At 50.5% G+C, this 25,966-nt stretch carries 18 protein-coding genes; 9 read left to right on the top strand and 9 right to left on the bottom strand.

What is annotated here, in order from left to right:
• Nucleotides 1-254 precede the first annotated feature (254 nt).
• From nhaC to pgi, 4 genes are all read left to right on the top strand, one after another.
• Nucleotides 255-1,721 (top strand): Na+/H+ antiporter NhaC, encoded by a 1,467-nt coding sequence (gene nhaC, locus ACJJI1_RS12450; protein WP_413665846.1) that lies wholly within the window; start codon nt 255-257, stop codon nt 1,719-1,721.
• A 19-nt stretch (nt 1,722-1,740) separates the two neighbouring features.
• Complete coding sequence (locus ACJJI1_RS12445) at nt 1,741-2,787, top strand: DUF3549 family protein (RefSeq protein WP_444956843.1); 1,047 nt, start codon at nt 1,741-1,743, stop codon at nt 2,785-2,787.
• A 464-nt stretch (nt 2,788-3,251) separates the two neighbouring features.
• Nucleotides 3,252-3,446 carry a hypothetical protein gene (locus ACJJI1_RS12440; RefSeq protein ID WP_157533369.1) on the top strand — a complete coding sequence of 65 codons (195 nt, stop codon included), beginning with the start codon at nt 3,252-3,254 and terminating at the stop codon, nt 3,444-3,446.
• Between the two features lie 320 nt (nt 3,447-3,766).
• Nucleotides 3,767-5,392 carry a glucose-6-phosphate isomerase gene (gene pgi / locus ACJJI1_RS12435; protein WP_444956842.1) on the top strand — a complete coding sequence of 542 codons (1,626 nt, stop codon included), beginning with the start codon at nt 3,767-3,769 and terminating at the stop codon, nt 5,390-5,392.
• A gap of 61 nt (nt 5,393-5,453) precedes the next feature.
• Here the strand turns inward: pgi and ACJJI1_RS12430 are convergent, their stop codons facing one another.
• The 4 genes from ACJJI1_RS12430 to sbcB all read right to left on the bottom strand — a co-directional run bounded on the left by ACJJI1_RS12430 (nt 5,454) and on the right by sbcB (nt 10,466).
• Entirely contained in the window at nt 5,454-6,218 is a 765-nt protein-coding gene (locus ACJJI1_RS12430; protein WP_413664548.1) for a slipin family protein, read from the bottom strand.
• Nucleotides 6,219-6,281: 63 nt separating this feature from the next.
• On the bottom strand, nt 6,282-7,688 hold the full coding sequence (locus tag ACJJI1_RS12425) for an NfeD family protein (RefSeq protein WP_444906262.1): 1,407 nt from the start codon (nt 7,686-7,688) through the stop codon (nt 6,282-6,284).
• A 195-nt stretch (nt 7,689-7,883) separates the two neighbouring features.
• Nucleotides 7,884-8,900 (bottom strand): aspartate carbamoyltransferase, encoded by a 1,017-nt coding sequence (locus ACJJI1_RS12420; protein WP_413664546.1) that lies wholly within the window; start codon nt 8,898-8,900, stop codon nt 7,884-7,886.
• Nucleotides 8,901-9,011: 111 nt separating this feature from the next.
• Nucleotides 9,012-10,466 (bottom strand): exodeoxyribonuclease I, encoded by a 1,455-nt coding sequence (sbcB, locus tag ACJJI1_RS12415; RefSeq protein WP_444956841.1) that lies wholly within the window; start codon nt 10,464-10,466, stop codon nt 9,012-9,014.
• Between the two features lie 142 nt (nt 10,467-10,608).
• Between sbcB and argS the strand changes: the two genes are divergently transcribed.
• The 5 genes from argS to ACJJI1_RS12390 all read left to right on the top strand — a co-directional run bounded on the left by argS (nt 10,609) and on the right by ACJJI1_RS12390 (nt 18,988).
• The gene (argS, locus tag ACJJI1_RS12410; protein ID WP_444914585.1) at nt 10,609-12,345 is read left to right on the top strand and encodes an arginine--tRNA ligase; all 1,737 of its coding nucleotides are present in this window, start codon (nt 10,609-10,611) and stop codon (nt 12,343-12,345) included.
• Nucleotides 12,346-12,507: 162 nt separating this feature from the next.
• A complete protein-coding gene (locus tag ACJJI1_RS12405) occupies nt 12,508-13,395 on the top strand; it encodes a dTDP-4-dehydrorhamnose reductase family protein (RefSeq protein ID WP_444956840.1) in 888 nt (295 codons plus the stop codon).
• Nucleotides 13,396-13,576: 181 nt separating this feature from the next.
• Nucleotides 13,577-15,055: a nucleoside hydrolase gene (locus ACJJI1_RS12400; RefSeq protein WP_444956839.1), complete on the top strand. Its 1,479-nt coding sequence runs from the start codon at nt 13,577-13,579 to the stop codon at nt 15,053-15,055.
• 495 nt (nt 15,056-15,550) lie between these two features.
• The gene (gene gcvP / locus ACJJI1_RS12395; protein ID WP_444956838.1) at nt 15,551-18,442 is read left to right on the top strand and encodes an aminomethyl-transferring glycine dehydrogenase; all 2,892 of its coding nucleotides are present in this window, start codon (nt 15,551-15,553) and stop codon (nt 18,440-18,442) included.
• Nucleotides 18,443-18,574: 132 nt separating this feature from the next.
• Nucleotides 18,575-18,988: a zinc-ribbon domain-containing protein gene (locus ACJJI1_RS12390; RefSeq protein WP_444956837.1), complete on the top strand. Its 414-nt coding sequence runs from the start codon at nt 18,575-18,577 to the stop codon at nt 18,986-18,988.
• Between the two features lie 145 nt (nt 18,989-19,133).
• On the opposite strand, the gene ACJJI1_RS12385 is transcribed toward ACJJI1_RS12390, so the two are convergent.
• The 5 genes from ACJJI1_RS12385 to purU all read right to left on the bottom strand — a co-directional run bounded on the left by ACJJI1_RS12385 (nt 19,134) and on the right by purU (nt 25,901).
• Nucleotides 19,134-20,453 carry a glycosyl hydrolase family 18 protein gene (locus ACJJI1_RS12385; RefSeq protein ID WP_444956836.1) on the bottom strand — a complete coding sequence of 440 codons (1,320 nt, stop codon included), beginning with the start codon at nt 20,451-20,453 and terminating at the stop codon, nt 19,134-19,136.
• A 114-nt stretch (nt 20,454-20,567) separates the two neighbouring features.
• Nucleotides 20,568-23,375, bottom strand: coding sequence for a TonB-dependent receptor (locus ACJJI1_RS12380; protein ID WP_444956835.1), 2,808 nt, complete (start codon nt 23,373-23,375; stop codon nt 20,568-20,570).
• A gap of 380 nt (nt 23,376-23,755) precedes the next feature.
• Nucleotides 23,756-24,487 carry an AraC family transcriptional regulator gene (locus ACJJI1_RS12375; RefSeq protein WP_413664535.1) on the bottom strand — a complete coding sequence of 244 codons (732 nt, stop codon included), beginning with the start codon at nt 24,485-24,487 and terminating at the stop codon, nt 23,756-23,758.
• A gap of 87 nt (nt 24,488-24,574) precedes the next feature.
• Nucleotides 24,575-24,991: a hypothetical protein gene (locus ACJJI1_RS12370; protein WP_444956834.1), complete on the bottom strand. Its 417-nt coding sequence runs from the start codon at nt 24,989-24,991 to the stop codon at nt 24,575-24,577.
• A 70-nt stretch (nt 24,992-25,061) separates the two neighbouring features.
• Complete coding sequence (gene purU, locus ACJJI1_RS12365; RefSeq protein WP_282934112.1) at nt 25,062-25,901, bottom strand: formyltetrahydrofolate deformylase; 840 nt, start codon at nt 25,899-25,901, stop codon at nt 25,062-25,064.
• Between the last annotated feature and the right edge of the window lie 65 nt (nt 25,902-25,966).

The raw sequence follows: 25,966 nt of genomic DNA, 5'->3' as shown, positions 1-25,966 counted from the left end.
TCAGCCGGGACTACTGGGCGCAGAACATACCGGAAGCGTCGACGAACTGCCAGCACTGGACCCGACCAGATAGTTGACCCCAGTGATAAATCCGGTTTCGACGACCAAGTCAACGCCAAAATACAGCGATGCTGCGATGATACAAAGTGGACTTCACCGCCCCAAGCTATGAGAATAAGGCTATTAACCGCCGCCGACGGCAAAACAACGATAACGAATACGGCGCTAGCCACGCAGTCAAGCAGGAGTTCACCTTGTCTCAATCCAACCCCAGCTCAGAGCCGCGCGCTCCCAGCTTAACGGACGCCCTGATCCCTCTCGGGATTCTCGTCGCCCTGTTGTCACTATCCGTATATTTCTACGGTGCAGACTCCTCCTACGGTCCCAATCAAATAGCGCTACTGCTCTGTGCCTGCGTTGTGGCCCTAATGGGGATGAAGAACGGACACAGCTGGAACGACATGGAAGGTGGGATGCTCCATGGCATTGGCCTGGTATTTGGCGCTATTCTGATCCTGCTGTCTGTAGGTGCACTTATCGGTAGCTGGATCCTGGCCGGCACAGTGCCTTCAATGATCTATTACGGCGTGCAGATTCTATCGCCACAGTGGTTCTACGCCGCCAGCTGTATTATTTGTGCCGTAGTAGGACTGAGTATTGGCTCCAGCTGGACCACAGCGGGCACCTTAGGTGTGGCACTGATGGGAATTGCCGGCGCTCTGGGCCTATCCCTTGAGGTCACTGCCGGAGCCGTAATCTCTGGCGCCTACTTCGGCGATAAGATGTCTCCGCTATCTGACACTACCAACGTGGCCGCAGCGGTAACATCCAATGATCTGTTCCAGCATATTCGCCATATGATGTCCACAGCGATCCCGGCCTTCGCGATCGCCCTGGCGGTTTTCGCTTTCCTGGGTTTTACCTCTGAAGCCAGTTCTGCCTCCGCAACTGATATCGAATCATTGCTCACCGCGCTTAGCAGTGAGTTCAAAATTTCCCTGGTTAGCCTGCTGCCTTTGATCTTGTTGCTAGCAATGGCTTGGCGCAAAGTCCCCGCTTTCCCAACATTGATCATCGGCTCCCTGGTTGGCTGTGCCATCGCACTGATTTTCGAACCGGAAGCCGCCCGTCGACTCGGTGGTGGTGAAGGTGCTTTAGCTCCCCTGAAGGGCGCTTGGTACAGTCTGTTCGACGGCTATAAGTCCACTTCCACCAACGAGAACGTGGCTGCATTGCTGTCCAAAGGTGGTATGAGCAGCATGCTCAACACCGTATGGCTGATCACCTCCGCCATGGCCTTCGGCGGCGCTATGGAGCGGGCCGGATTCCTACAGGTCATCGTCCAGGGAGTTTTGTCACTGGTTAAAACAGTGGGCGGCCTGGTAACTGCCACCGTCTTCACCTGCTTTGGAATGAATCTGGCCGCAGGCGATCAGTACATGGCGATTATTATTCCGGGCCGTATGTTCCGCGAAGCCTTCAAGGAAAAGGGCCTACACGGGCTTAACTTGTCTCGTACCCTCGAGGATTCCGGCACCATCACCTCTGTGCTGATTCCCTGGAATACTTGTGGTGCCTTTATGGCGGCAACGCTGGGTATTGCTACCTGGGAGTATTTACCTTTTGCCCTATTCAATATTATCTGCCCTCTGTTGGCGATCGCCTATGGCTGGCTGCACTTTAAACAGAAGCCCATTTCTGTAGCGGCTACGGCATCTTAAGGAAATAGACAAAACCCCTATGAGTGAAAGCGGTACCCTAAGCGCCCTGATCGAGCAGGCTGACTTCAAATTGCGCTGGTTCGATCTGGGCCGGCGCTTGCAGTCGGTTTCGAAATCCACTGCGGCATCCTTCGAAGCAGGTCTGGCTCCCTGGCCACACCCATACTTGCGCCAGGCCTGGACGGGCCTGCTGCTGCAACCAGCCGAAGGCGGTGAACCCATCGTCTGGTTCCTGCGCTTTCCGCTGGACGAGCAGGGCAAGCTGCAACTTCAAGCCCGAGATGGATTACTTCGCGCTCTGGCACAGGAACTCAAGCAGGGACCCGCTTCTGAATCTGCTGCGCAGCTGGACCAGCTGCTGCAGCAAAGTGGCTTGCTGTTTACCCCATCAACTGAGCGGCAGGCAGCATTTCACTCCCAAACAGCGCTTCTGCTGGGCCGCCAGCCCAGCGAACATTACGAGCCTGTCCTGCGCTATTTTGGCGACCCGGAAAATCACCGCTGGGACAACCTTGCGCTGCAAGGGATTGCCGACTTGGCCGTGCGCTGGGAAAAAGAAAGCACTTTGCTAATGCGCCAGATTGGAAAAGTCGCGGCTCCGGTTTTTATTAACATTTGCCATTGCCTGGAAAACCAGCCGGTCGACCACCGTCTTGCAGCAGCCATTATTGAGCAAGCAGAGCAAGAACTGACCGCAAACACGCCGGATATCTCGGTGGCCGCTGCTGCTATCAGGGGTATCTCTCACTCACCAGCCACAGGATTGCGACAGGCATTTATACAGTCACTTTTGGCTGAAGATGCCAGCAACCGGAATAAAGAAGTCCTGGCCGCAATAGGCAGTCGCTGCGTCCAAGATTTGGAAGGACAAGAATTGGCCGCACAGTGGGTTGGCAAGCTGGCCGATGCCGCTGACCAGCAGACTTTTAACTTACTGCTTTCCGATTTAATGTTCATTCCGAAAGTGCGAATCGCCCTATTGAGTGCTCTCCGTGACCCGGCAAGAAAAGAAAGTCTCGCAGTAGCCTTTGGCAATTTTTTGCACGGACCCAAACCGACACACTGAAGGCCTAAAGATAACGCCTCAGCTGGTGCTCCCTCACCCATTAAAGCTACTTTCACGAGTAAGAATTTTTAACAGAAAAAACTCTTACTCGTGAAACCATTTTCTTTGCATCGCAAAAAAACTCCCCAATCCATCAAGCGGCATTGTCAGCCACAATAATAATTCTTAGAGTCTGCCTCAAAACTGGCGCGATCAGTTTCAGCGCGTAGATTAAACAACCGAAATTCACCATAAAAAACGGTCAGCACAAATCACATTTTTTAAAAAACCCCTTATTTAAGTAGTTTTTTAAAATAAATTGGCGCACCTCTTTTCATAACTTGATCATTGACAGACATTTAAACCCAACGCCTATTACACTCAAATAGGCGGTACCTTTGTAGAACAGATTTTACAAAGCTGACCAACAGGTGACGTTTTATTGGCTATGCTAATGGCTAACATCAACGGAAAGGAGTTAGGGGATGAATTTCACTCCAGCCAAGTACTTAATTGGAATTATCAGTGCACTGGTTCTTGCAGGTTGCTGTAGCCCTCCGGCACCTCCAGCTTACTGCCCACCCGGCGCTGAACAAATTCCTCTATCCATGGCTTGTCCTGCAGATGCCGACTGCTGGATGGCTTCCGACAGAGTGCGCTGCATGAAGGTGGTCAAGTAAAATCTTTTTCTTGCCCGACAGCGTGGTGATTCATACTAAATGAAGTTTTGACCAAATCACCGCTGACAGACACCCGATTTACAAAGCCTTATTTAGTATGGATCACCACAAAATGCCGCTCTAACGAGCGGCATTTGTCTTTCCCCACACAGTTCCTTATCTCGAAACATTCCCTGTAATAGACTGTGATGCCCGCGGCGCTGGCCCGGCAAAGAAAATGCCGTTAGCATTGCCGCCCAGAAATAATAAATAAAATTTGATTTGTGTACGTTTTAGCCAAGTGGCAATAAAAAGGCTCAGAAGAGAACAAACCGAATACCATGACTAGTGAAACCCTGGCTTTAAGCCGTGTAGCGGCAATCTCACGGTTGAAGTCCCATTTTGACCAACATAAGTGGTCCTTGAGAGAGCTGTTTGCAACGGATCCCCAAAGGACAGATAAGTTCAGCTCAGACGCAGCCGGAATCTATCTGGATTACAGTAAGAACCACTTGCGTGAAGACACCCTTAAGTTGCTGTTGGAATATGCAGAAGAGCAGGGTCTGAACAACCAAATTACTGCGCTAGTGAACGGGGCCATTGTCAACAATACCGAACACCGCCCTGCCCTGCACACCGCACTGCGATTTCAGGGGCAACCGAAAACTGAACAAGAGCGGGCGGTAAAAGATTGCCGCGAGCAAATGAAACAGTTTGCCGAATCGGTGCACAACCATAGCTGGCGCAGCTTCTCAGATAAGCCGATCCGCCATATCGTGAATATCGGTATCGGTGGTTCCGACCTGGGTCCACGCGTGGCGGTAGAGGCCCTCAGTCCTTGGCACAAGGACTCTATCGATGTGCACTTTGTAGCAAATATCGATGGCGCAGACCTTAGCGACACCTTGGCTGGTATCGATGCGGAAGAAACCCTTTTTGTAATTGCTTCCAAGTCCTTTTCCACCTTGGAAACCCGTGAAAATGCGCTGTCCGCACGCCGTTGGATGTTATCTGCCGGTTGCGATGAGTCGCAGTTGGCCAAACACTTTGTTGCAGTGAGCAGTAATATTACTGCTGCTCAGGATTTCGGAATTGCTCCTGAAAACATTTTCCCAATGTGGGATTGGGTGGGTGGTCGCTACTCACTCTGGTCTGCTATCGGCCTGCCTATTGTTCTCGCTTGTGGCTATGAAGTTTTTGAACAGCTTCTGCAAGGCGCCAATGCAATGGACCAGCACTTCGCCACTACTCCATTGGAATCCAATCTACCCGTACTGATGGCGTTGACCCACTTCTGGTACCGCCAGTGCTGGCATACGACCAGCCACGTCGTACTGCCCTACGCGCAGCGCCTGGCCCGATTCCCCGCCTGGTTACAGCAGCTGGATATGGAGAGCCTGGGTAAAAGTGTCGACAAGGACGGGCAGGCGCTGGGCTACCCCAGTGGCAGCGTTATCTGGGGCAGTGAGGGTACGAATGGCCAACACTCTTTCCACCAATTATTGCACCAGGGAACCGACCTTATTCCAGCAGACTTTATCGCAGTCAAGGAACCGACGTCTAAACTCCTCGAACAGCACCGCTGGCTGCAGGCCTGTTGTATTAGCCAGAGCCAGGCGCTACTGCGAGGCAAAAGCCTGCATGAGGCCCGCCAGGAACTGGAAGAAGCTGGTCACACTCATCGTGAGGCCCACGCCCTAGCCCCACATAAAGTAATCCCTGGTAATCGCTCCAGCAACACCCTGATCCTGGAAAAGTTAGATCCTTTCCACCTGGGCTCGCTCCTGGCACTGTACGAGCACAAGGTCTACGTTGGCGGCTGCCTGCTGGGGATCAACCCCTTTGATCAGTGGGGCGTCGAACTTGGTAAGCAGTTGAGTTCAAAAATCCATAAGGCTGCCAAGGGTGAAATTCCTCAGGATGACTGGGATAGTTCAACCCGCAGCCTGATGAAAAAGCTGCTCTAAACTCTACAAAAAAGGCCGCACTAATTAGTGCGGCCTTTTTTGATCTTTGTTAAGGACATCGTTAACTGGATGCAGAGCCCCGCTTCAGCATTGGCTCAATTAGATCCAGTGGCAACGGAAATACAATTGTAGAGCTGTTATTTGCGCCGGCAATATCAATCATGGTTTGCATATAGCGCAAAGTAATCGCGTTGGCATTTTTCGATAATTGATTCGCTGCCTCAGTCAGCTTTAAAGCCGCCTGCGCCTCCCCCTCTGCGTGTATAACTTTAGCCCGCCGCGCGCGCTCCGCCTCTGCCTGCTGTGCGATAGCCCGCACCATACTTTCATCAAGATCGATATGCTTAATCTCTACATTAGTAACTTTTACACCCCAGGCATCTGTTTGCTCATCGAGTATTTTTTGGATATCTACATTTAGCTTGTCTCGCTCACATAACATCTCATCCAGCTCGTGCTTACCCAGTACCGAACGCAATGTAGTTTGCGCTAACTGGCTTACAGCCTCGTGATAAAATTCCACATTAATAATTGCAGACTGTGGATTAATTACCCGGTAATAAACCACTGCGTTGACTTTTACTGAGACATTATCCCTGCTGATAACATCCTGGGTGGGTACGTCCATCACCACAGTGCGCAGATCCACGCGCTCCATAGTTTGAACAATGGGAATGATTATAATCAGTCCTGGCCCTTTCACTGTTTGGAAACGCCCCAGGAAAAATACCACTGCGCGCTCATACTCCCGCAAAATACGAATGGCATACATCAGTAGCAGTATGAGTGCGACTACCAGTATCCCAAAAAAATAACTGAGCATCATTGGACTCTCCTTAATCCCACCTTAACTGTTGAGCGCTGTCATTAGCTCAATTGATTGCCCTACCTATTCCACCTCTACCCGTAAAACCATGCCGTGTTGGGCCACTACTCTAACTTTCTGACCCACCTTCAGAGGCTGGTTACAGGTCGCCTGCCAAATCTCTCCATCGAGATGCACCAAGATCTCTGCGTCCTTAACTTCGCTTACCACCGCAGAGCGACCCACAAAAGCCTGGTCTGCCGGGACTTTCGGCTGGCGTAAACTGCGTCCAACAGCGGTCAACAACATCAATAAAAAAACACCACTTACACCGGCAATAGCCCCAATCAGCTGTTTGGAAACCTGCATTCCCGGCACATCACTATCAATAAGCATTACAGAGCCAATCACCAATGCAACAATTCCGCCGATCCCCAGGGCACCAAAACTCGGCATGAAAACCTCTGCCACAATCAGCAATGCGCCAACAATAATTAATGCAAGACCAGCGTAATTAATCGGTAAAACTTGCAAGGCATAAAATGCCAGAAGCAGGCAGATAACACCAACAATCCCGGGAACAAAAGCACCGGGGCTATAACCCTCAAAAATAAGCCCATAAATACCCACCAATAACAAAATATAGGCCACTTGAGGATTGGTAATCAGGGCCAGTAATTCATTGCGCCAATCCGGCTCGTAACTTTCACTTTGCAACTCGGCAATATTTTCCGGAATCGTATAATCACCGGTATCGAGTAATACTTTTCGACCGGCAACCTGGCGCAATAAATCGTCATCATTATCCGCAACAATATCGATAACATTCATTTTTAACGCTTCCGGAGCTGTCAGGGTCGCTGCTTCGCGTACAGCTTTTTCCGCCCAGTCTGCATTGCGCCCATGGCGCTGTGCCAACCCTCGGATAAACGCGACAGAGTCATTAACGACTTTGCGCTCCATGGCCGTTCCCGCAAGCGGTTTTTCTTTTTCTTCATCCTCTCCGTCTTCCGCCTTTTCTTTTTTCTCTTCCTCCTGCTTTCCTCCCGGCATAGGTGTGCCCTGAGGTCCGCCAATCTGCACTGGCGTAGCCGCTCCCAAGGTGGTAGCAGGAGCCATAGCGGCGATCTGGCTGGCATAGAGAATATAAGTTCCCGCACTGGCAGCGCGCGCGCCGGAGGGGTAAACGTAGGTGGCAATAGGGATAGGAGACGCAAGGATATGTTGGATGATATCCCGCGAAGCCGCATCCAACCCCCCAGGGGTATCCAGATGCAGAATCACCAACTCTGCGCCCTGGTCCACAGCCTCCTGCGTAGCCCGCTTGAAATAATCAGTCGTCGCGGGACCTATGGCCCCATCAATTTTGAGTATGGCTACATGGGGAAAGGGCTCTTCCTGGGCGGCACTTTTGTACACAAAAAGGCTGAGCAGCAGCGCCAGGAAAACCAGGCTGCGAAAGAACAAAATGGGCGAAATCTGCTTCGACATGCATCCATCCCTGATGCGACATCTGGCTCAACGCCAATATTTGGATATTGAGTGCCACAGCGAAAAAGCAAAATCACTTTAGCATTCACGACACCCTAAACCGGAAACAAAAAACCCCGGCTAATTCCATCAGATTAACAGAATTAGCCGGGGCCTTGTTTATTTCCACCGGGATTTACGCCCAGTTGAGTAGTTTTATACCCGATTGCGTCGGCTATACCAGTTCACATCGCGGGAATATTTATCTACCTGATTCTCAACACCCAGCAACATGGCAAACAGAGCCATACGCACCAGCAAGCCATTGTCGGTCTGGCGGAAAATCGCCAAGCTCGGATGTTCATTCAGGTCGGTATCCAGTTCGTTCGCCTCTGCCCGTGAATCCCGTGGCAGGGGGTGCATAATTACCGTGTTAGGCTCTGCGTGGCGGGTAAAAATAGCCTTATTCAGGCGGAAGCGCCCACGGTAGCGGTTGGCCTCTTCCTGAGAGGCGAAACGCTCTTCCTGGATACGGGTGGAGTAAACAATATCCACATGGGAGATAGAGGATTCAAGCTGATCGGTAACCGTCACCTCGTGCCCCGCCCCGCGCAGCATCTCCACAATCATTTCCGGCATCGCCAGTTCCGGTGGAGAAACCAGGGTAATCTGCACCTTGCCAAACAAACACAGCAGTTTGCACAGGGAGTGCACCGTGCGGCCGTGCTTGAGGTCGCCGATCATGGCGATACGAAAATCATCCAGGGTGCGACCGTGCGCAGCCAGTTCCTTGCGAATGGTGTAGAGGTCCAACAGTGCCTGGGTGGGGTGTTCATTGGCGCCGTCGCCGCCATTGACCACCGGCACACGACTCGCTTCAGCAAACTCAGCCACCGACCCTTCTTTTGGGTGGCGCATACAAATCACGTCGCTATAGCCCGATAGCACTCGGGCGGTGTCGTAAAGGGATTCGCCCTTTGCCATAGCGCTGGCAGTAATTCCTACCGTTTCACGTACAGTACCGCCCAACAGATTAAAGGCGGCTCCAAAACTCAGGCGAGTACGGGTGCTCGGCTCCATAAACATATTGCCGAGAATCGCCCCTTCCAATACTCGCGTTACCTTTTCACGCTGCGCATAGGGGGTCATGGCGTCAGCTACATCAAATACACGCTCTATGTCGGCGCGCTCAAATTGGCTGACCGACAGAATATTGGCTCCGATAAAGTCCATGGTTACTCCAGTGGTTGCGCCTTGTGGGCGCCGGGTATTCGCGAGCGGCATTCTACTCGGGCACCAGGAAAGAGCCCAGAGGAAGAACGGCCGCTGACGTGATTCGACACATTAGGCGAGTAAGCTATCGCCCCAGTTCTCCAGCTCTGTAATCAGGGAGATGCGCTCCGGGTGCTGAACCCGCAGCTCAGACAGCTGGCGGAAGTAATCTTCCAGGGTGATTGAGGCCCCGGCAGTAGCGTCAGTTAAGCGCTGGAAACACCAGATCTGCCAGCGCTGGTGCTCTTCCTCAGACAGGGTCTCGGGGAAATTGCGCGCCCGCATACGGAATAGCAGCTCGGGTAGGCGCTTATCGGTGAAAGGCACTTCACCCGCCAAAGCTTCCGGACCTCGGGCCGCCAGTCCACGGTGCAGTTCACGGCAGATATCGCGGTCAGAGTCGCTGAGGAATCCACCATAAAGGTCCGCTTCCACATCTCTCTCAGGGAATTCCCGATCCAGGAATACGTTGTGCAGCTTTTCTGTCAAATCGATATCTTTGAGCTTCTGCCAGTTCGCCTCACAGGTTGTGCGATCGATACCCAGCTCTGCGGCGCGCTTGTCATCCAGCATATTTGCGGGCGCCAATACCGGGCACTTGTTCAAATGCACCAGTTTCAGCCCTACCGGCAACTCGCCCTCACCCAGCTTGTCGCGAGAGGTGTATAGGCGCTCTCGCAGAGTGTCTGCATCCAGGCTGAGTAACGGCTCGGGGTCCATCGCCAGGTTGGCAACAATAACCGCATTGCGATTAACCGGGTGACTGGCCAAGGGCATCACATAGGTCAAGTGACCATGATTAGCAGAGACCTTGCCGGAAATATGCAATAGCGGACGACGCTCGCGCATATCGATCATCTTGGCGGCCTCTTGCTTGCGGCGCAGGCGGAACACATAGTCGTACAGCTTTGGTTGCTGTTTGCGGATCAGCCTCGCCATATCAATGGTGGCGTGCACATCTGACAGCGCATCGTGGGCGCCCTCATGGGAGATCCCATTGGCAGCGGTCAATTCTTCCAGGCGGAAGGACGGCGCACCGTCCTCACGGGTGGGCCACTGGATTCCCTCTGGGCGCAGGGCGTAGGTGAGGCGCACCATGTCAATAATGTCCCAACGGCTGTTGCCGGAGCGCCATTCCCGTTCATAGGGATCGAGCAGATTGCGATAAAGGGTGTAGCGAGTTACCTCGTCATCAAAACGCAAACTGTTGTAGCCCACCCCACAGGTGCCCGGCGCACCCAGTTCGGCGAGGATGCGCTGGATAAACTCTATTTCCGGCACTCCATTGGCCAGGGCTTTCTGCGGGCTAATGCCAGTCACCAGGCTCGCCATCGGCTGTGGCAGGCAATCCACTGAAGGGCGACAGTAAATCATCAATGGCTCGCCGACGATATTCAGTTCTTCGTCGGTCCTGATACCGGCAAACTGCGCCGGCTTGTCGGCACCCGGGTCTGTACCCCAGGTTTCATAATCGTGCCAATAAAGTGTGGTAGAACTCACGGTACCTCCATAATTTGGCGGCATCATACCACCGAGAACCTCCTCGTCTGGACACCCAAGTCGAGATTTCGAGCACTCCGGACCAACTCCTTTGCCAACGCTGGTTGCAAAGCCGCCACCGCCCATTAAAATTCGGCGTTTCCACGAATTTAAAACAGCACTTCACTCTATGAATATTCGCCAGCTCCTCACCGACAAATTCCAGGCCGCCATGCTCGCCGCCGGTATCCCCGAAGAATGCGGCCCGATTGTGGCACCTGCGAAGAAAGCCGGATTTGGCGACTACCAGGCCAATGGCGCTATGGGCGCTGCCAAGCGTATGGGCACCAACCCGCGCGAGCTGGCTGGCAAGATCCTTGAGCAGCTGGATAAGGGCGATATGATCGAAAAGGTCGAGATCGCAGGCCCCGGTTTCTTGAATATTCACTTGAGCGAACAGTGGCTGAGCCAGCAGCTATTGGCCGCCCAAGGCGACAAGCGCCTGAATATCGCCTCGGTTGAAGAGCCCAAGACCGTAGTCATCGACTATTCCCATCCCAACCTGGCCAAGGAAATGCACGTAGGCCACCTGCGCACCACCATTATCGGTGATGCCCTGGCACGACTGTTGGAGTTCCAAGGTCACAAAGTAGTTCGCCAAAATCATATGGGCGACTGGGGCACCCAATTCGGCATGTTGCTGGCACACCTTTCCGACAAGCTGGCAGACAGTGATGCAGAAGTGGCACTGGCCGATCTGGAAGTCTTCTACCGCGAAGCCAAGGTTCGCTTTGATGACGAAGAAGGCTTTGCCGATCGCGCCCGTGAATACGTTGTAAAACTGCAAGGCGGAGATGAGCAGTGCCTGAAACTGTGGAAGCAGTTTATTGATATCTCTATCAGCCACTGCGAAGAAATCTACTCCAAGCTGAATGTCACCCTCAAACAGGAAGACGTTTACGCTGAAAGCCAGTACAACGATGATCTGCCGGTGCTGGTAAAAGAGCTCTTGGATAATGGAATCGCTGTTGAAGACCAGGGCGCGATCGTTGTTTTCCTGGAAGAGATGGCCGATAAGGAAGGCAACCCCAGCCCGATGATTATCCAGAAGAAAGGCGGCGGCTACCTGTATGCCACCACCGACCTTGCCGCTATCCGCTACCGTGCCAACCAACTCAGTGCCGACCGTATCCTATATGTTGTTGATGCTCGCCAGTCCCTGCACCTACAGCAGGCCTTTGTCGCCTCACGCAAAGCGAGCTTCCTGCCGGAGTCGGTTTCTCTTGAGCATTGCGCTTTTGGCACCATGATGGGCGACGACGGTAAACCATTTAAGACCCGCACCGGCGGCACCGTAAAACTGGCAGCCCTCCTGGATGAAGCAGTAGAGCGTGCAGAGAAACTGGTGGCTGAGAAAAACCCGGAGCTGGATGCAAAAACCTGTGCAGAAATTGCGCGCAAGGTGGGCATCGGTGCGGTGAAATATGCGGACCTAAGCAAGACCCGCACTAACGATTATATCTTCAGCTGGGAATCCATGCTGAGCTTTGAGGGCAATACCGCCCCCTACCTACAGTATGCTTACACCCGCGTACGCAGTATTTTCCGTAAAGCCGGTATTGAGCCGAGCGAGCTCAAGGGCGATATCCAACTGGAAAGCCCACAGGAACGCGCCCTGGCAATTAAACTAAGCCAATTTGGCGAAGTACTGGACCAGGTAGCCAAAGATACCTTCCCGCACGTACTCTGCACCTACTTGTACGAACTGGCCAGCGCCTATATGAGCTTCTACGAAGCCTGCCCAGTATTGAAAGAAGGCGTAAGTGAACAGCAGAAGCACAGCCGCCTGCAATTATGTAATCTAGTGGCCAGCACTATCGCTACTGGCCTCGATCTGCTTGGCATTGAAGTGATGGAGCAGATGTAAATTGCTTCAGCCCGGTATCACCTTCTGTAACTTTTCAGATAGGCAAACCGGGCAGCATCCGGGTAGGCCGCCTTCAGTTGTGGCCTACCCAACCATCCTGCGCCATCTTTTATCCCACTCAGGCCACACGTTTCCCGCCAGCCTGACAAAAGGAAATCACCCGTGAAAATACTGATTACCGGCGCCTCCGGCCTATTGGGGCGCAGTGTATTTAAACAGCTTTCCAGCAATCCGATTTTTTCTGTTACCGGAACCGCCTTTTCCCGCGCGGGAGAAAATTTAATTCGCCTGGACTTGTCCGATAGCGAAGCGGTGAAGACCTGCCTGCAACAGGTTAATCCCGATATTGTCATTCACTGCGCCGCCGAGCGCTGGCCTGATCGCTGCGCCGACAGCCCCGACACCGCCTGGCAGCTCAATGTCAGCAGCACGGAATTCCTGGCGAAATACTGTAACGAAAATGATACACAATTAGTGTATATCAGCACCGACTATGTTTTTGATGGCAGCACTCCGCCCTACAAAGCTGATGACAATCCCAACCCGGTTAACTTCTATGGCCGCAGTAAATTGGCAGGGGAAGAGGCCGTACTGAATAACGGAAACCACTGGGTATTGAGGTTGCCCTGGTTATTCGGGCCCGTTGCCTATCTGGAGGAATCCGGTATCACCGCCCTACTGGATACTTTGCGCGAGCAAAAGCCAGTCACGTTGGATCACTGGGCTATTCGTTTTCCCACCAGTGTTGAGGAAGTGGCTGAAGTATTGGAGCAATGCCTGCTAAAAATCCGTAGTGGCATCAATTTTGAAGGCATTTACCAGTGGAGTGGCGATACGGCCTGCACACGCTACGAGCTCGCACACATTATCGCCAAGGCTTGTAACCTGAATACTGCACACCTGAGCGCTGATAGTGAACCCAATTTCACAGTGACACGCCCTTACAATTGCCAGTTGGATAAATCAAAACTGACAGATATGGGGATTAACAGTAGCGAACCCCTGGAGCAACAGCTATTACGAAATTTAAAGCCATTTATTGAAGGCTGATTTAAATAGCTTTCAGACAAAGCGCTACAGGGAAGTATCGCTGCCGGCCATGTTCCGGCTCACACCTGTGTAATACCGTTAACTCATACAACAAATGGTGCTACAAGGTGGCAATCGAGTAGATCAGGGAAGAGCTATTGGATTGCCGAGTAAAACCACTCGAATATTTAGGGAAGGATAAATGAAATTAAAACACTGGTTCTCTGCAGGAGCTCTGGTACTGGGCAGCCTAACTACATTGGCTTCTTGCAACGCGGATAGCGGACCTCACAGCAAGAAACCACACCAGGCCATCAAGACTGAAAACGCCCAACCCATTATCTGGATTGGCGACTTCAATAACTTTGATGATGCCGTAGCACTGATGCTAATCGCCAAAGACCCACGCTATACCCTGGAGCTGGCTGTCGTTGAGGACTCTTTCAATACCGTAGCGCACGGGGCCAACACTGTTTACAACATCCTCGAATGGCTGGGAAATAACGATACCCAGGTTATTCGCGGAGCCTATTTTGCCACAGAAGAAGTCGCCTACGGCGCAAACGGCAAAGCTTCAGTATCTCCGGTAAATGACGATAAGGCCGTTCTCGGCAGAGAAGACTATCAACTACCCAACTCCTCCGATTTCTCCACCGGTACCTGGAACCTGGAGCGCCGCAACGCCATGGGTATCAACCTCTACGGCCAGTATGTACCCGGCCCCTGGCGTGACAACGGCTCCACCTTGTATGGAACTGACCACCTAATCCCGCGCGCAAAACAGGAGCACTACCGCTACCAAGGTAACAATGGTGTCTCCTTCAATTTTGAGCTGGCCGAAGACATTATCCTGGAAACGATGGATAACCTGGAGCAACGCCCAGTAGTTTTCAATACCGGCAAACTCACCACCCTGGCCCGGGTACTTGGCAAAGCCAACGAAGAGCAGCTGGCTAAAATTGACCGCGTTATTATGATGGGTGGTGGCTTTGAGAATTATGAGCCGTTTACCCAGAATCACGAAGCAGCCTGCTTTGGCGATAAATCTAGAAATCTGGGCGGCAATATTTTCTCCCACCCCAGCTTCGGCTGTGACAGCGACTTCAGTACCCATCAGGAATTCAATATTCTGCTCGATCCACTGAGCGCACAATGGGCCTTCGACGCCCTGAGTGAAAATAATATTGAAACCTATCTGGTTCCGACCAACTCAACCGATATGGCCAAAGTACAAGGCAGCACCATCGAAGCCCTCGCAGAGCGCCGCGCAACTCCGGAAGCCTGCTACACCTCCCAACTCCTCAGTTCCATTCGTGAATTTGAGGGTGGGGATTTCCAAGGTAATGGTGACTTCGCCATGGATGCCGTTATTCGCCTGTGGGACATTGTTGCTGCCTTGGTACTGTTGGAGCCTGAAACTTTAGATATGGATTTGGTACCCGGATTTATCGAAGTAGACCAGTTAAATGCCGGACTGGCTGACAGTATGACTCCTTATGATCCCATCACCTTCGACCCAACTGTGGGGAAAACCACCCTTGCTGAAAATGGCGAGGGCTTGCCAGTATATGTGGTTATGGGTATCAACCACGATGCCGCCCGTACTGCGATGATTGAGCGCCTGCGTGATCGTTTTAATGCGGCGCGGAAGGGAGCTAAGTGTCGAGCTAAACAGCGTTAACAAAGAGATTGTTAGTGCATAGGAACCTTTTGACTACTCTGTATTGCTCTTGTGGACTTTTCAGAGGGTTCCTAAACCTATCAAAGCGTCTATAGCCAACCTGTTCCACTTTCGAGGCCATCTAAACTCTCAGATGACACCTTTCGTCAAATCCACTCCATCCTGTGTAGAACAAAATCGTCCCAGCCAAAATATCACAGGATTTAACCCACTTTTTGAGCCCAAATTTAGCAGTTTCCTCGCTCAAATCCCGCAGATTGCCCCTACTCGCCCCGGTTGCTAAGATGCGCGCCTGCCGCTATGGCCCGGCTTCCCCTTTGGTTTCGTATTGCGACACTGGGGCTGCCTGCAAACCGATTTTCCCAAGCGTTACCCTCGCCTATCCGCAACGCGGAGGCCCGAGGCTTTCCACAGGAAAAGCGGTACTGAGGCCAGGTGCTATTTTTAACCGCGAGCGCACCGCGACGACTCCCTGCGACTACAGGAACGAAGTTTATGACCCAACCATCGCTGCAGCAGTTGGAACAACACGACGCCTTTATCCATCGCCATATCGGCCCCGATGCCAAACAGGTAGAGGCCATGCTGGAAACCCTCGGAGTTGCCAGCCTCGAAGAGCTGATCGAGAAAACCGTGCCCGAAGCCATTCGCAAGACCGATGAGCTGGATCTGGCCGACGCGATCAATGAAGTTGAGGCCCTCGCAGAGCTGAAAGATATCGCGGCGCGCAACAAGATCTACCGTACCTTTATTGGTATGGGTTACCACGACACCATGACCCCCAATGTGATCCTGCGCAACGTGCTGGAGAATCCGGGTTGGTACACCGCCTATACCCCTTACCAACCGGAAATTGCCCAGGGCCGCCTGGAAGGCCTGCTGAACTTCCAGCAGATGATTATGGACCTCACCGGTATGGAATTGGCCAACGCCTCCATGCTGGATGAAGGTACCGCAGCAGCTGAAGCCATGGCCATGTGTAAGCGCCAGGTCAAACGCAACAAATCCAACGCCTACTTTGTAGACCAGGACTGCCACCCGCAAACCATCGCCGTAGTTAAGACCCGCGCCGAGCACTTCGGCTTCGAAGTAGTTGTAGGCGATGTGGAAAAAGATATCCCCGCCGAGCTGTTCGGTGCCCTGCTGCAATACCCCGGCAGCACCGGCCGCGTACGTGACCTAACTGACATTATTGCCAAAGTACACGAAGCCAACGCCCTGGTAACCGTGGCCGCTGATCTGATGAGCCTGGTAGCCCTCCGAGCACCGGGTGATATGGGCGCAGACGTGGTTGTTGGCTGTAACCAACGCTTCGGCATCCCCATGGGCTACGGTGGTCCCCACGCCGGTTTCTTCGCCTTCCGCGAAGCTTACAAACGCTCCGCACCGGGTCGTATTATCGGTGTTTCCGTCGACAGCAAAGGCAAGCGTGCCCTGCGCATGGCTATGCAGACCCGCGAACAACATATTCGCCGCGAGAAAGCCAACTCCAACATCTGTACTTCCCAGGTGCTGTTGGCGGTAATGAGCGCTTTCTATGCGATTTACCACGGCCCTGAAGGCCTGAAAACCATCGCTGCCCGCATCCAGCGCCTGGCAGATATTCTCGCTTCCGCCCTGCAGCAGGAAGGCTTCAATCTGGCCCACGATAGCTGGTTCGATACCCTGAATGTCACCGTTGGCGCCAAGCAGGAAGAGATTTACCAGCGCGCCCTGGCCGCTGAGATCAACCTGCGTAAAATTGGTGAGGACGCCCTGGGTGTGAGCCTGAGTGAGACCGCCACCCTGCAAGATGTGTCCGACCTGATCAATGCCTTTATCGGCACCGAACACAGCATCGATCTGCATACTCTGGACAGCGAAATTGCCAGCAAGGGCTCTCTGGGTGTACCCGCCTCCCTGGTGCGCGATACTGAATTCCTAACTCACCCGGTGTTCAACACTTACCACTCCGAGACCGAGATGCTGCGCTATCTCAAGTCTCTGGAAGCCAAGGATATCGCCCTGAATCACTCTATGATTCCCCTGGGCTCCTGCACCATGAAGCTGAACGCCACTGCGGAGATGATCCCGGTCACTTGGCCCGAGTTCGGCAAGCTGCACCCCTTCGCACCAGTAGATCAAGCGGAAGGCTACGCGGAAATGTTCCGCCAGCTACAGCAAATGCTGTCCGCCTGCACCGGTTACGATGCGGTGAGCCTGCAGCCCAACGCCGGTTCCCAGGGTGAATACGCAGGCCTGGTTGCTATCAAGAAGTACTTCGAAGCGAAGGGCGAAACCCAACGCGACATCTGCCTGATTCCCGCCTCTGCCCACGGCACCAACCCGGCTTCCGCCATGATGGTGAGCATGAAAGTGGTAGTGGTTGCCTGTGATGATAAAGGCAATGTGGATATCGAAGACCTGAAAGCCAAAATCGAAGAGCACGGCGACCGCGTTGCCGCACTGATGGTCACCTACCCGTCCACCCACGGGGTGTTCGAGGAGGGTATCCGCGAAGTTTGCGATCTGGTTCACCAGGCTGGCGGCCAGGTTTATATCGATGGTGCCAACATGAACGCCCTGATTGGCGTCGCAGCTCCGGGCCAGTTCGGTGGTGACGTATCCCACCTGAACCTGCACAAAACTTTCTGTATTCCTCACGGTGGCGGCGGCCCCGGCATGGGCCCGATCGCTGTTGGCGAACACCTGAAGCCCTACCTGGCGGCCCACCCGGTGACTGAAGTACCGGAAACCAATCTGGATAACGGCACCATCTCCGCTGCTCCCTGGGGCTCCGCCAGCATCCTGCCGATCAGTTGGATGTATATCCGTATGATGGGTAAGCAGGGTATGAAGCAGGCTACCGAGATGGCGATCCTGAACGCCAATTACGTAGCCAAGAAACTGGGTGAATACTACTCCCTGCTCTACACCGGCACCAATGGCTTTGTTGCCCACGAGTGCTTGGTTGACCTGCGCCCACTCAAGGAAGCCAGCGGCATCACTGAAGAGGATATCGCCAAGCGTCTGATGGACTTTGGCTTCCACTCCCCCACTATGTCCTTCCCGGTAGCCGGCACCCTGATGATCGAGCCTACCGAAAGCGAATCCAAGGGTGAACTGGATCGCTTTATCGAAGCAATGGCAACAATTCGCCAGGAAGTGGAAGATGTCACCAGCGGAAAATACACCCCAGAGGACAATCCGCTGCACAACGCCCCTCACACTCTCGAAGACGTGATGAGCGAAGGGTGGACCCACAGCTACTCCCGCGATATCGCTGCGCGCCCAGCGGCGTGGTTAAAAGAGCACAAGGTGTGGCCCGCTGCTAACCGTATCGACAACGTATACGGCGACCGCAACCTGATCTGCTCCTGCCCTCCGATTGAGAGCTACGCAGAGTAAAATCAGACACTCTCAGGAAGGATTAAAAGCGGGCTTTATGCCCGCTTTTTCGTTTTTATTAGGCCTATTTAACCTTCGCACCACCCGCAAAGCTTTCCCCTTTTCATCTCAATCAATGGTAAGGAACACCCAATGAAAAGCGGCAAACAAAGAAGAACCGAAATTAAGCAAGCTCGAAGAAAAAGAATAGAGAAGTTAAATAGAGGCAAGATCCTTGATCAGTTCAGTGGCCCCATTCCCGACTGGGCCATTGCGGTAGATAGGGCAGCAATTGTGCACCACTCTTACTACATTGACACTCTTCTCTACTACTTGGATCGAGAATTTCAATGTAAAGATTGTGGCTCAGATGAAGTATGGACGGCAAAGCAACAAAAATGGTGGTATGAAATCGCCAAGGGAGACTTTGAGACCTCTACGATTCGTTGTCGTCCCTGTAGGAAAAAGAAAAACCAAGCGAAAGCAGAACAGAAAGGTCATATGGAAGCAATGGCAAAGAAAAAGCCACACCCCAATGAGGCCTTCTTTAAAAAGGGCTTTATTTAGGAATAGTATAGGTGCATCCGGTAAGAACCAGAAATCACTCCTTAGGAACCGAGTATAAGGATTGTATTTCGGAGTGTTTACTACCCACTCCGAAATAGATTTACTAAAGAAAATTAACTAAATCATAACTATCAATATTTTTGAACTACTTAAGGCAATTAGGAAGCGCTGAAGTACCTGGCCATATTGTAGAAAGGTAACTGCTAGAATCTTTAGTTACATTAAATATCATAGTGCCGCCACCCAGGTTATTATTTTCATTACAGGAAGCTAATGCACTTGCAGCGGAAGCGCCATTCAACACAGTAGAAGCGCCAACACCCAATTTGGATCTATCGACCCCCAAGTTTAAGTACTTCTGAACTCGTGAAGTGCAGCTTGAGCCCAACCAATAGCTCATCTCCCAGCCATAAGTTAGTTGATCGCCCAGTTTCTTGCCATTCCATTCAGCCTGAAAAGCATCGGTATCACTCCAGAGTGCTTTGGAAATGATTTTATTCGGCATTTTCTCTCGCAATGCACTAGTCACTTTTACCAGGGAATCAGAATAGGTTTGGCTGCACTGTGAGTACTCATCATCAATATCAATACCATCCAGACCATAATGATCCACTGCATCTTTCAACTGCTGAGCAAAGTCATCAGCAGATTGCTCATCGGCAAAACAAGACCAACCTGCATTTTGGTGATTTCCGAGAACACTGAGCACCACTTTCGTACCCCTGTCTTGCAAGTCTTGTACTGTACTCAAATTGTTATTGAGCAAGTCTGACACTTGGTCATTAAAATGCAGTACAGCTTTCTGACCATCGTAATTAATATTTGCCGCGAAGATCACAGCTATATCAAACAACTGGCTGCCATCGCTCTCTGTAAAGCAGCCTGCATTGCCCAGGTTATTACTATTAACTTCTACGTAAGCAACTTTAGGCGCTGACACACTTTCCTGAGGAGTATCAGATTTACACAGAGTTGAGCCCAGCTCACGGATTTCATTCTTACGTGAACCACACCCATACCCGCTGCCATCCATGGAGGCATTATCGGCAAGATTTGCAATTTCCCAGTTCCCCAGGACGGAACACAGCTCATCCTTATAGATTTGAGCCTCAAGATAGGTGACCGGGCTTGCATCAGATGCACAGCTGCTTCCACTAACAACATGAGGCGCTGAAGGTTCGGATTTACATAATGTCATGGATAATTGGCGACTTTCATTACTCGTCAATTGGCAATTATTTCCCAGATGTTCTATTGAAGACCCTTCTGATAAACCAACCAAATCACCATCATTGAGAAGATCACAAAATTCATTAGGATAATTAAGCGCTTCAGAATAGCTTACTGTTGTAGTATCCGAGGGACAGTCATCCGAATTGACCACTTCAATATCTGCGTATGCACCAGTCTGAAATAGAATGGTGGCACAAGCAGCCTGCATTGCTCTACGTGTCGATTGTTTCATGTTTATACTCATTTTTTATTATGTAGTTATGTGAATTCTATAATCTAATATCGATAGTCAAAAAAAATGGTGTAGAGCTTACACTCTACACCCAATACTACGATCAACGAGGTATTAGAATTTATAGTTTGCACCAATATATAGTCGGCGCCCAGAGTAATTATAATAAGTCATTCTGTTTTCCTGCTTCCAGAACCCCTCTGCCTTTTCCTCCGTTAAATTAATGATAGATGCCGTGAAATTTAGGTTTTCATTGAAGGTAAAGCTGGCATTAAGATCAAGCTGCCCATAAGCTTTATCGTATAAATTATACCCTTGGTGAAGTCCCCCAGCTCGATCATCTTTCCAGTTATAAGATGCTCGCACACTGTACAAATCATTTTCATAATAACCGGAAAGGTTGTACTGGTGCTTAGCCGTTCCAGGAATTTCTGCCTCCGTTTCTTCACCATTAACAAACACCCCTGAAGTACTGGTGTCGGTGTAGGTATAATTTGCCATTACACCAAAACCACTTTCGAACGCGTGTTGTGCAAACAGCTCAACGCCTCTTGAAGTTGCCTCAGCACCACCCGTTTTTGTGGTCATATCCACTTCGATGAGACCATTGCAGCAACTGTGCTCACGTAATACAACTTCAGTTGTGGTTATAGGAAGGTTGCTGATATCCTTACTAAATAATGTTGCCCCAAGTGCGGAAGCATCAAAGTAATACCATTCAATTCCCAGGTCGAATTGATTGGAGAGCATCGCTTCTAGCCCAGTATTTGCTGAAGTGCCAGTCCCACGGCCGGTCCAAGAATCCGGCGAGTTAATATTTACAGGGGGGCCATAAGACTCAGCCTGCCCCAAATCAGCATAACTAACTCGAGACATGGTTTTTGCTGCAGCAAATCGTATTACAAGGTCATCAGTTAGATCCCAGGCAATATTCAAACTTGGCAGGAAGTTTTCACTATCAGCACTTCGGTTATTTGCATTGGTGATATCTGTCTCTTGACCAATGATGTCATCGTACGTCGAGGTAGTTAAGTCGGTATTAACATAGCGGACACCAAAGTTACCCCGGAAGGCTTCCCATTCAAAATCGGCCTGTGCGTAAAGTGAAAATATTTTCTCCTCGATGGTATAGGTACCGGATAAGACAGGAACTACAGTCCGGGTGAAATTATCACTAACGTAGGCTTTAAGCGCATCTATATTAAAAGGCAGATAGTTAATAGCCCCGGTATCGCCTGCGCTATTATCGATTACGCTGCCGCCAAGTAAGATTGAAGTGTCTGGATGAAAATCCGGGTTGTGGAACCATTCGGTACCCGACAACCACCCACGATAACCACCGTTATCCGAAATACCGTCATCCCACAGGAAAGTATCTCTTAGGGACTTAGCTTCATGATCCCGATATTTAGTACCAACATAGATTTTGTTAACTATTCCCCAATTGGTATCAAATCCCAGATCAAGCTGATAATAATCTTCCCTATCCCGATTTTGGGTAGCGTCAGAACTAAACCAGTCATAGTATGGATAGGCCTCCTGATCCGAGGTGAGATCTGTAGAGATTTCGTAGCTAGGTTCCCCGTCGGCAATAGACCACAGCCAACTATTTACGGAACCATAACGTGCATCCATATTTGCCATGATTCTTTCGGAGACACCTCCTTTTGCAGAGCTGCGCCCAATATTCACTGCTGCTGTGTAAGAGTCACCTTCATACAGAATTTCGAGGTCGAATGTATGAGATTCTGATTCACCGTAGCTATCCTGCCCGGTCAATTGCGGAGACATTAAACCTCGCTCTACCTCAACACCACCATTGACATCAGCATCGCCCCAGTTATCAGCATTTAGCAAGCCGTTATCACCGTTGCCATAGGTAACTACGGTATCCCCTTCCAGCTCAACGCCAAAGTAGGGGTTATGGTTATCATTCCATTCAGCTAAGGTGAGATTCTGACTACGGGTATCGTACCCTAACTGGGAACCGAAATAGTTCAGAGAAAATTCCAAGCGCTCAGTTGGCCGCCATTGAGTGGTAATTTGATAACCATCCCTGGCCCTATCCTGCTCATGATTGCCAATACCCATAGCTCTGGGCGCCCAAACATTGTTGTAAACTTCACCAGTTTCCTGGTCAACAATCGCCGGACGCTCAGCACCTTCAACTGTATCTGAATGGAATCGCCAATGGCTCGCGTAGTTTTCAATTGAGGTTACGGTTCTGTCCTGCTTGGTATAGCCAGCCAGGATACCAAAGGTTTCACTCTCATTTTTCCAGGAGTAAAAAGCACTATATTGAGGTTCCCACTGCTCATTAGTATCTGAGTAAGTAGTTTCAGTAGTTATAACACCCTCACCAGAATCCATTTCCAGAGGCTTACGACTGTGTAGAATAACCGTTCCGCCAATTCCTCCTTCATCAATTCTAGCTTCCGGGCTTTTGTAAACTTCTACTTTGCTAATCATGTTGGATGGCAGCAAAGTGTAATTAAAGCTTCGAGATGGCGCTTCTCCATCAGAGGTTGCAATGTAGTTTCCATTTAATTGAGTCAAAGTCCACTCGGCACTGGTGCCACGAATACTGACTCGACTACCCTCTCCACCACTGCGTGTAATTGTAATCCCTGGCACGCGCTGAAGAGAGTCTGCAACATTCTTATCCGGGAACTTGCCCACATCCTCGGCGGTTATCGCGTCTACAATAGCATTAGAATCCCGCTTAATTTCCAGGTTTCTGGTATTACTCTCAAGAATTCCGATTACCTCAATATGATCCATCGGTTTGTCTTTCTCAGAAATATCATCAGCAATCGCCACGCTACTAATGGCTAATGAAATAGCTGAGACTAGCGATTTCTGCTTAATCTCCCGACTCCAGATTTTGAGAGTGGTTTGTCTATTATTCTTGACTGTTTTCATAGTATCCCAACTTTCTTTTCTTATAAGTTTTTTAAAAGAGCCCCTCTCCAAATTGGAGAGGGGCGAGAAACCGTCAGGGGACCCTAAACCCCGTAATGACAGTCCACTTGTTGAGCACTAAAACCCTAAGAAAAAAACGGGATAGGGGGGTAATAGAAACTGAGACAGGAATAGAACAAAATCGGCGTTTGGAATTTTGGAGGACACTAAGGGAAAGGTAATAGAAGGTATGAAAGGCCAAAATTCGATTATGGATTTACAGGATACTCAACAAATAGATAAACTATTTTTAAAGAGAAGAAAGCCAGCACCAAACCATTTCAACAAAAAAATTCTATTGATTATCCATCTCTAAGTAGTTCAGGAATGGCCTATCGCATTCAAAGTTGAGACTGAACTTCTTCTCTATAAATAGCGGGAAGCTGCCCAAACATGGTCTTGAAATGCCTACTGAAGTAACTGTGAGATGGAAACCCGACACGGTATGCGATTTCAGAAATTGGCCGCTGAGTGTCCACCAGCATACGACGGGAGTTCTCTAACCTAACCTCCCTGACAAACTGCATTGGAGTTTTCTCCAAATACTTTTTAAATCGCCTCTCAAGGGCGCTAACAGACAAACTGGCTACCTCTGCTAGCTGTTCGACAGTAATCGGCTGACTGTAATTATTTTTAATATATTCAACAGGCTTTTTCAGCTTATCCATTCTGGAGAGCGTTTTGACCGTCTCATTAAGATCGCGAGCTACGCCATAGGTACCAATAATTTTTCCAGTGGAATTCTTTAGTGGGCGCTTGGATGTCGTAAACCAAACCAACTCCCCACTTTTCCCTATATTTAACTCCAGTCGATCTGTAATCGTTTCACCCTCCATCACTCTTTGGTCATCACGCATATAGTTTTTTGCGAGATAAGAGGGGGAAAAATCCATATCAGAGCGGCCCACAACCTGATTAAGGGACCTGCATCCCACATGCTCAATAAACTCTCGGTTACAATGTACTACGTAACCAGAATCATCTTTCACCCAAAAAATAATATCTGATATTAAATCAAAAACCGCAATAATCTGCTGGGTAGACACCATTTCCAATATTGATTCAGACTTCATTATTATTATCTGCAATAGCTGGTAAAGAGCCCCTGTCTTTTTACATCGGCTTGAATTACTGCACAGGTCTAGCAAGCAGAAAAGACACTAAAAAGCGCCTTCTCGGCACTCTCCCCGCACCTCACCCCCATCTGCAGAAATAACCCGTTCAATTTCAAAATAGCCACGCTCACAGAAACCGGTTTCCAACATCTTTTGCTCGAGAGCCCAATCTAAATAACGCTCTACTCGGTCACTTGAACGGCCTCCCAAACCGATAGTATCCCGCTGCATTCGACGTTGAGAACTAGGCTGGTTTGAAACTGGGGGAGGAAGATCCTGCCGATCCTTCTCAAGAGTAAATGTAAAACGCTTAGCTCCGTTTTGAGCAATCTTAGTTACAAACAACTCTTTCATTCCGGGAATCGGCTTGTTACTGGAACAGGCACTGAGAAAAATAGGTAACGCTAGGCCAGCGGCAATAAATAAGCGGGCCTGAAGACTGCTAATATTTTTATTATTCACTCAAAATCCTCTCTAAACACTAACCTGCTTTACTACATCGAGCGCAAAGTTAGTATTGTTTACTGCGTTTCTATTTAAATACCACTGTTTTATTTCCGTGTATAAACACTCGCTCCTGCAAAACTAGTTGCAGAGCTCGAGTCAAAACCAATTTTTCAACATCCCTACCTGCATCCGCCATGGTTTCTGCAGAATAGGCATGATCCACATGTATTACATCCTGTTCAATGATCGGCCCTTCATCCAGATCATCGGTAACAAAGTGCGCTGTGGCTCCAATAATTTTTACTCCACGCTCGTAGGCCTGCTGATAGGGCTTGGCTCCGATAAATGCGGGCAGGAAAGAATGGTGGATGTTGATAATGCGTCCACTATAGCGAGCAACAAAATCAGGGGTCAGCACGCGCATATACTTGGCCAGCACCAGATAATCCGGGTTGTACTCATCCACTAAGGTGGCCACTTGCTGCTCGTGAGCTCCGCGCTCCATCCCCTCTGCAGAAATACAGTGGAAAGGAATATCAAACTTCTGTACCAGCCCCTCCAGATCCGGGTGATTGCCGATAACAGCCGCGATCTCCACATCCATAGCGCCGGAATAGCACTTCATCAGGATATCCCCCAGGCAGTGGGGCTCGCGGGTAACCATCAGCACCAGGCGTTTCTTCCGCTCTATGGATACCAAGCGACGCTCTGCGCCCTGGGGCAGTGTCATATCCAGATCTTCCAGGAAGGTGGCATCGTTAAAGATACCCTCCAGGGCAGTGCGCATAAAGAAGCGCCCCTCAACCCGATCCACGAACTCATCATTCTTGATGATGTTCAGCTGGTGCTTGTAGCAAATATTGGTAATCTTTGCGATCAGCCCCTTATCATCGGGGCAGTCGGTCAGCAGTATCTTCTTTTCCATGGTCAAATTTCAGGCCAAATATCCAGAGTCCAGACTATACACTATGCCGACTTTACGATTCAGCG

This window comes from Microbulbifer maximicatervae (SeqCode), from assembly GCF_052467065.1.
The sequence above is the reverse complement of the archived record's forward strand: the minus strand, read 5'-3'. Positions and strand labels throughout refer to the sequence as shown.

Coding starts and splice junctions, on each gene's coding strand:
- ACJJI1_RS12445 (WP_444956843.1), top strand. CDS start 1,741: ATGAGTGAAAGCGGTACCCTAAGCGCCCTGATCGAGCAGGCTGACTTC.
- ACJJI1_RS12440 (WP_157533369.1), top strand. CDS start 3,252: ATGAATTTCACTCCAGCCAAGTACTTAATTGGAATTATCAGTGCACTG.
- pgi (WP_444956842.1), top strand. CDS start 3,767: ATGACTAGTGAAACCCTGGCTTTAAGCCGTGTAGCGGCAATCTCACGG.
- ACJJI1_RS12430 (WP_413664548.1), bottom strand. CDS start 6,218: ATGATGCTCAGTTATTTTTTTGGGATACTGGTAGTCGCACTCATACTG.
- ACJJI1_RS12425 (WP_444906262.1), bottom strand. CDS start 7,688: ATGTCGAAGCAGATTTCGCCCATTTTGTTCTTTCGCAGCCTGGTTTTC.
- ACJJI1_RS12420 (WP_413664546.1), bottom strand. CDS start 8,900: ATGGACTTTATCGGAGCCAATATTCTGTCGGTCAGCCAATTTGAGCGC.
- sbcB (WP_444956841.1), bottom strand. CDS start 10,466: ATGATGCCGCCAAATTATGGAGGTACCGTGAGTTCTACCACACTTTAT.
- argS (WP_444914585.1), top strand. CDS start 10,609: ATGAATATTCGCCAGCTCCTCACCGACAAATTCCAGGCCGCCATGCTC.
- ACJJI1_RS12400 (WP_444956839.1), top strand. CDS start 13,577: ATGAAATTAAAACACTGGTTCTCTGCAGGAGCTCTGGTACTGGGCAGC.
- gcvP (WP_444956838.1), top strand. CDS start 15,551: ATGACCCAACCATCGCTGCAGCAGTTGGAACAACACGACGCCTTTATC.
- ACJJI1_RS12390 (WP_444956837.1), top strand. CDS start 18,575: ATGAAAAGCGGCAAACAAAGAAGAACCGAAATTAAGCAAGCTCGAAGA.
- ACJJI1_RS12385 (WP_444956836.1), bottom strand. CDS start 20,453: ATGAAACAATCGACACGTAGAGCAATGCAGGCTGCTTGTGCCACCATT.
- ACJJI1_RS12380 (WP_444956835.1), bottom strand. CDS start 23,375: ATGAAAACAGTCAAGAATAATAGACAAACCACTCTCAAAATCTGGAGT.
- ACJJI1_RS12375 (WP_413664535.1), bottom strand. CDS start 24,487: ATGAAGTCTGAATCAATATTGGAAATGGTGTCTACCCAGCAGATTATT.
- purU (WP_282934112.1), bottom strand. CDS start 25,901: ATGGAAAAGAAGATACTGCTGACCGACTGCCCCGATGATAAGGGGCTG.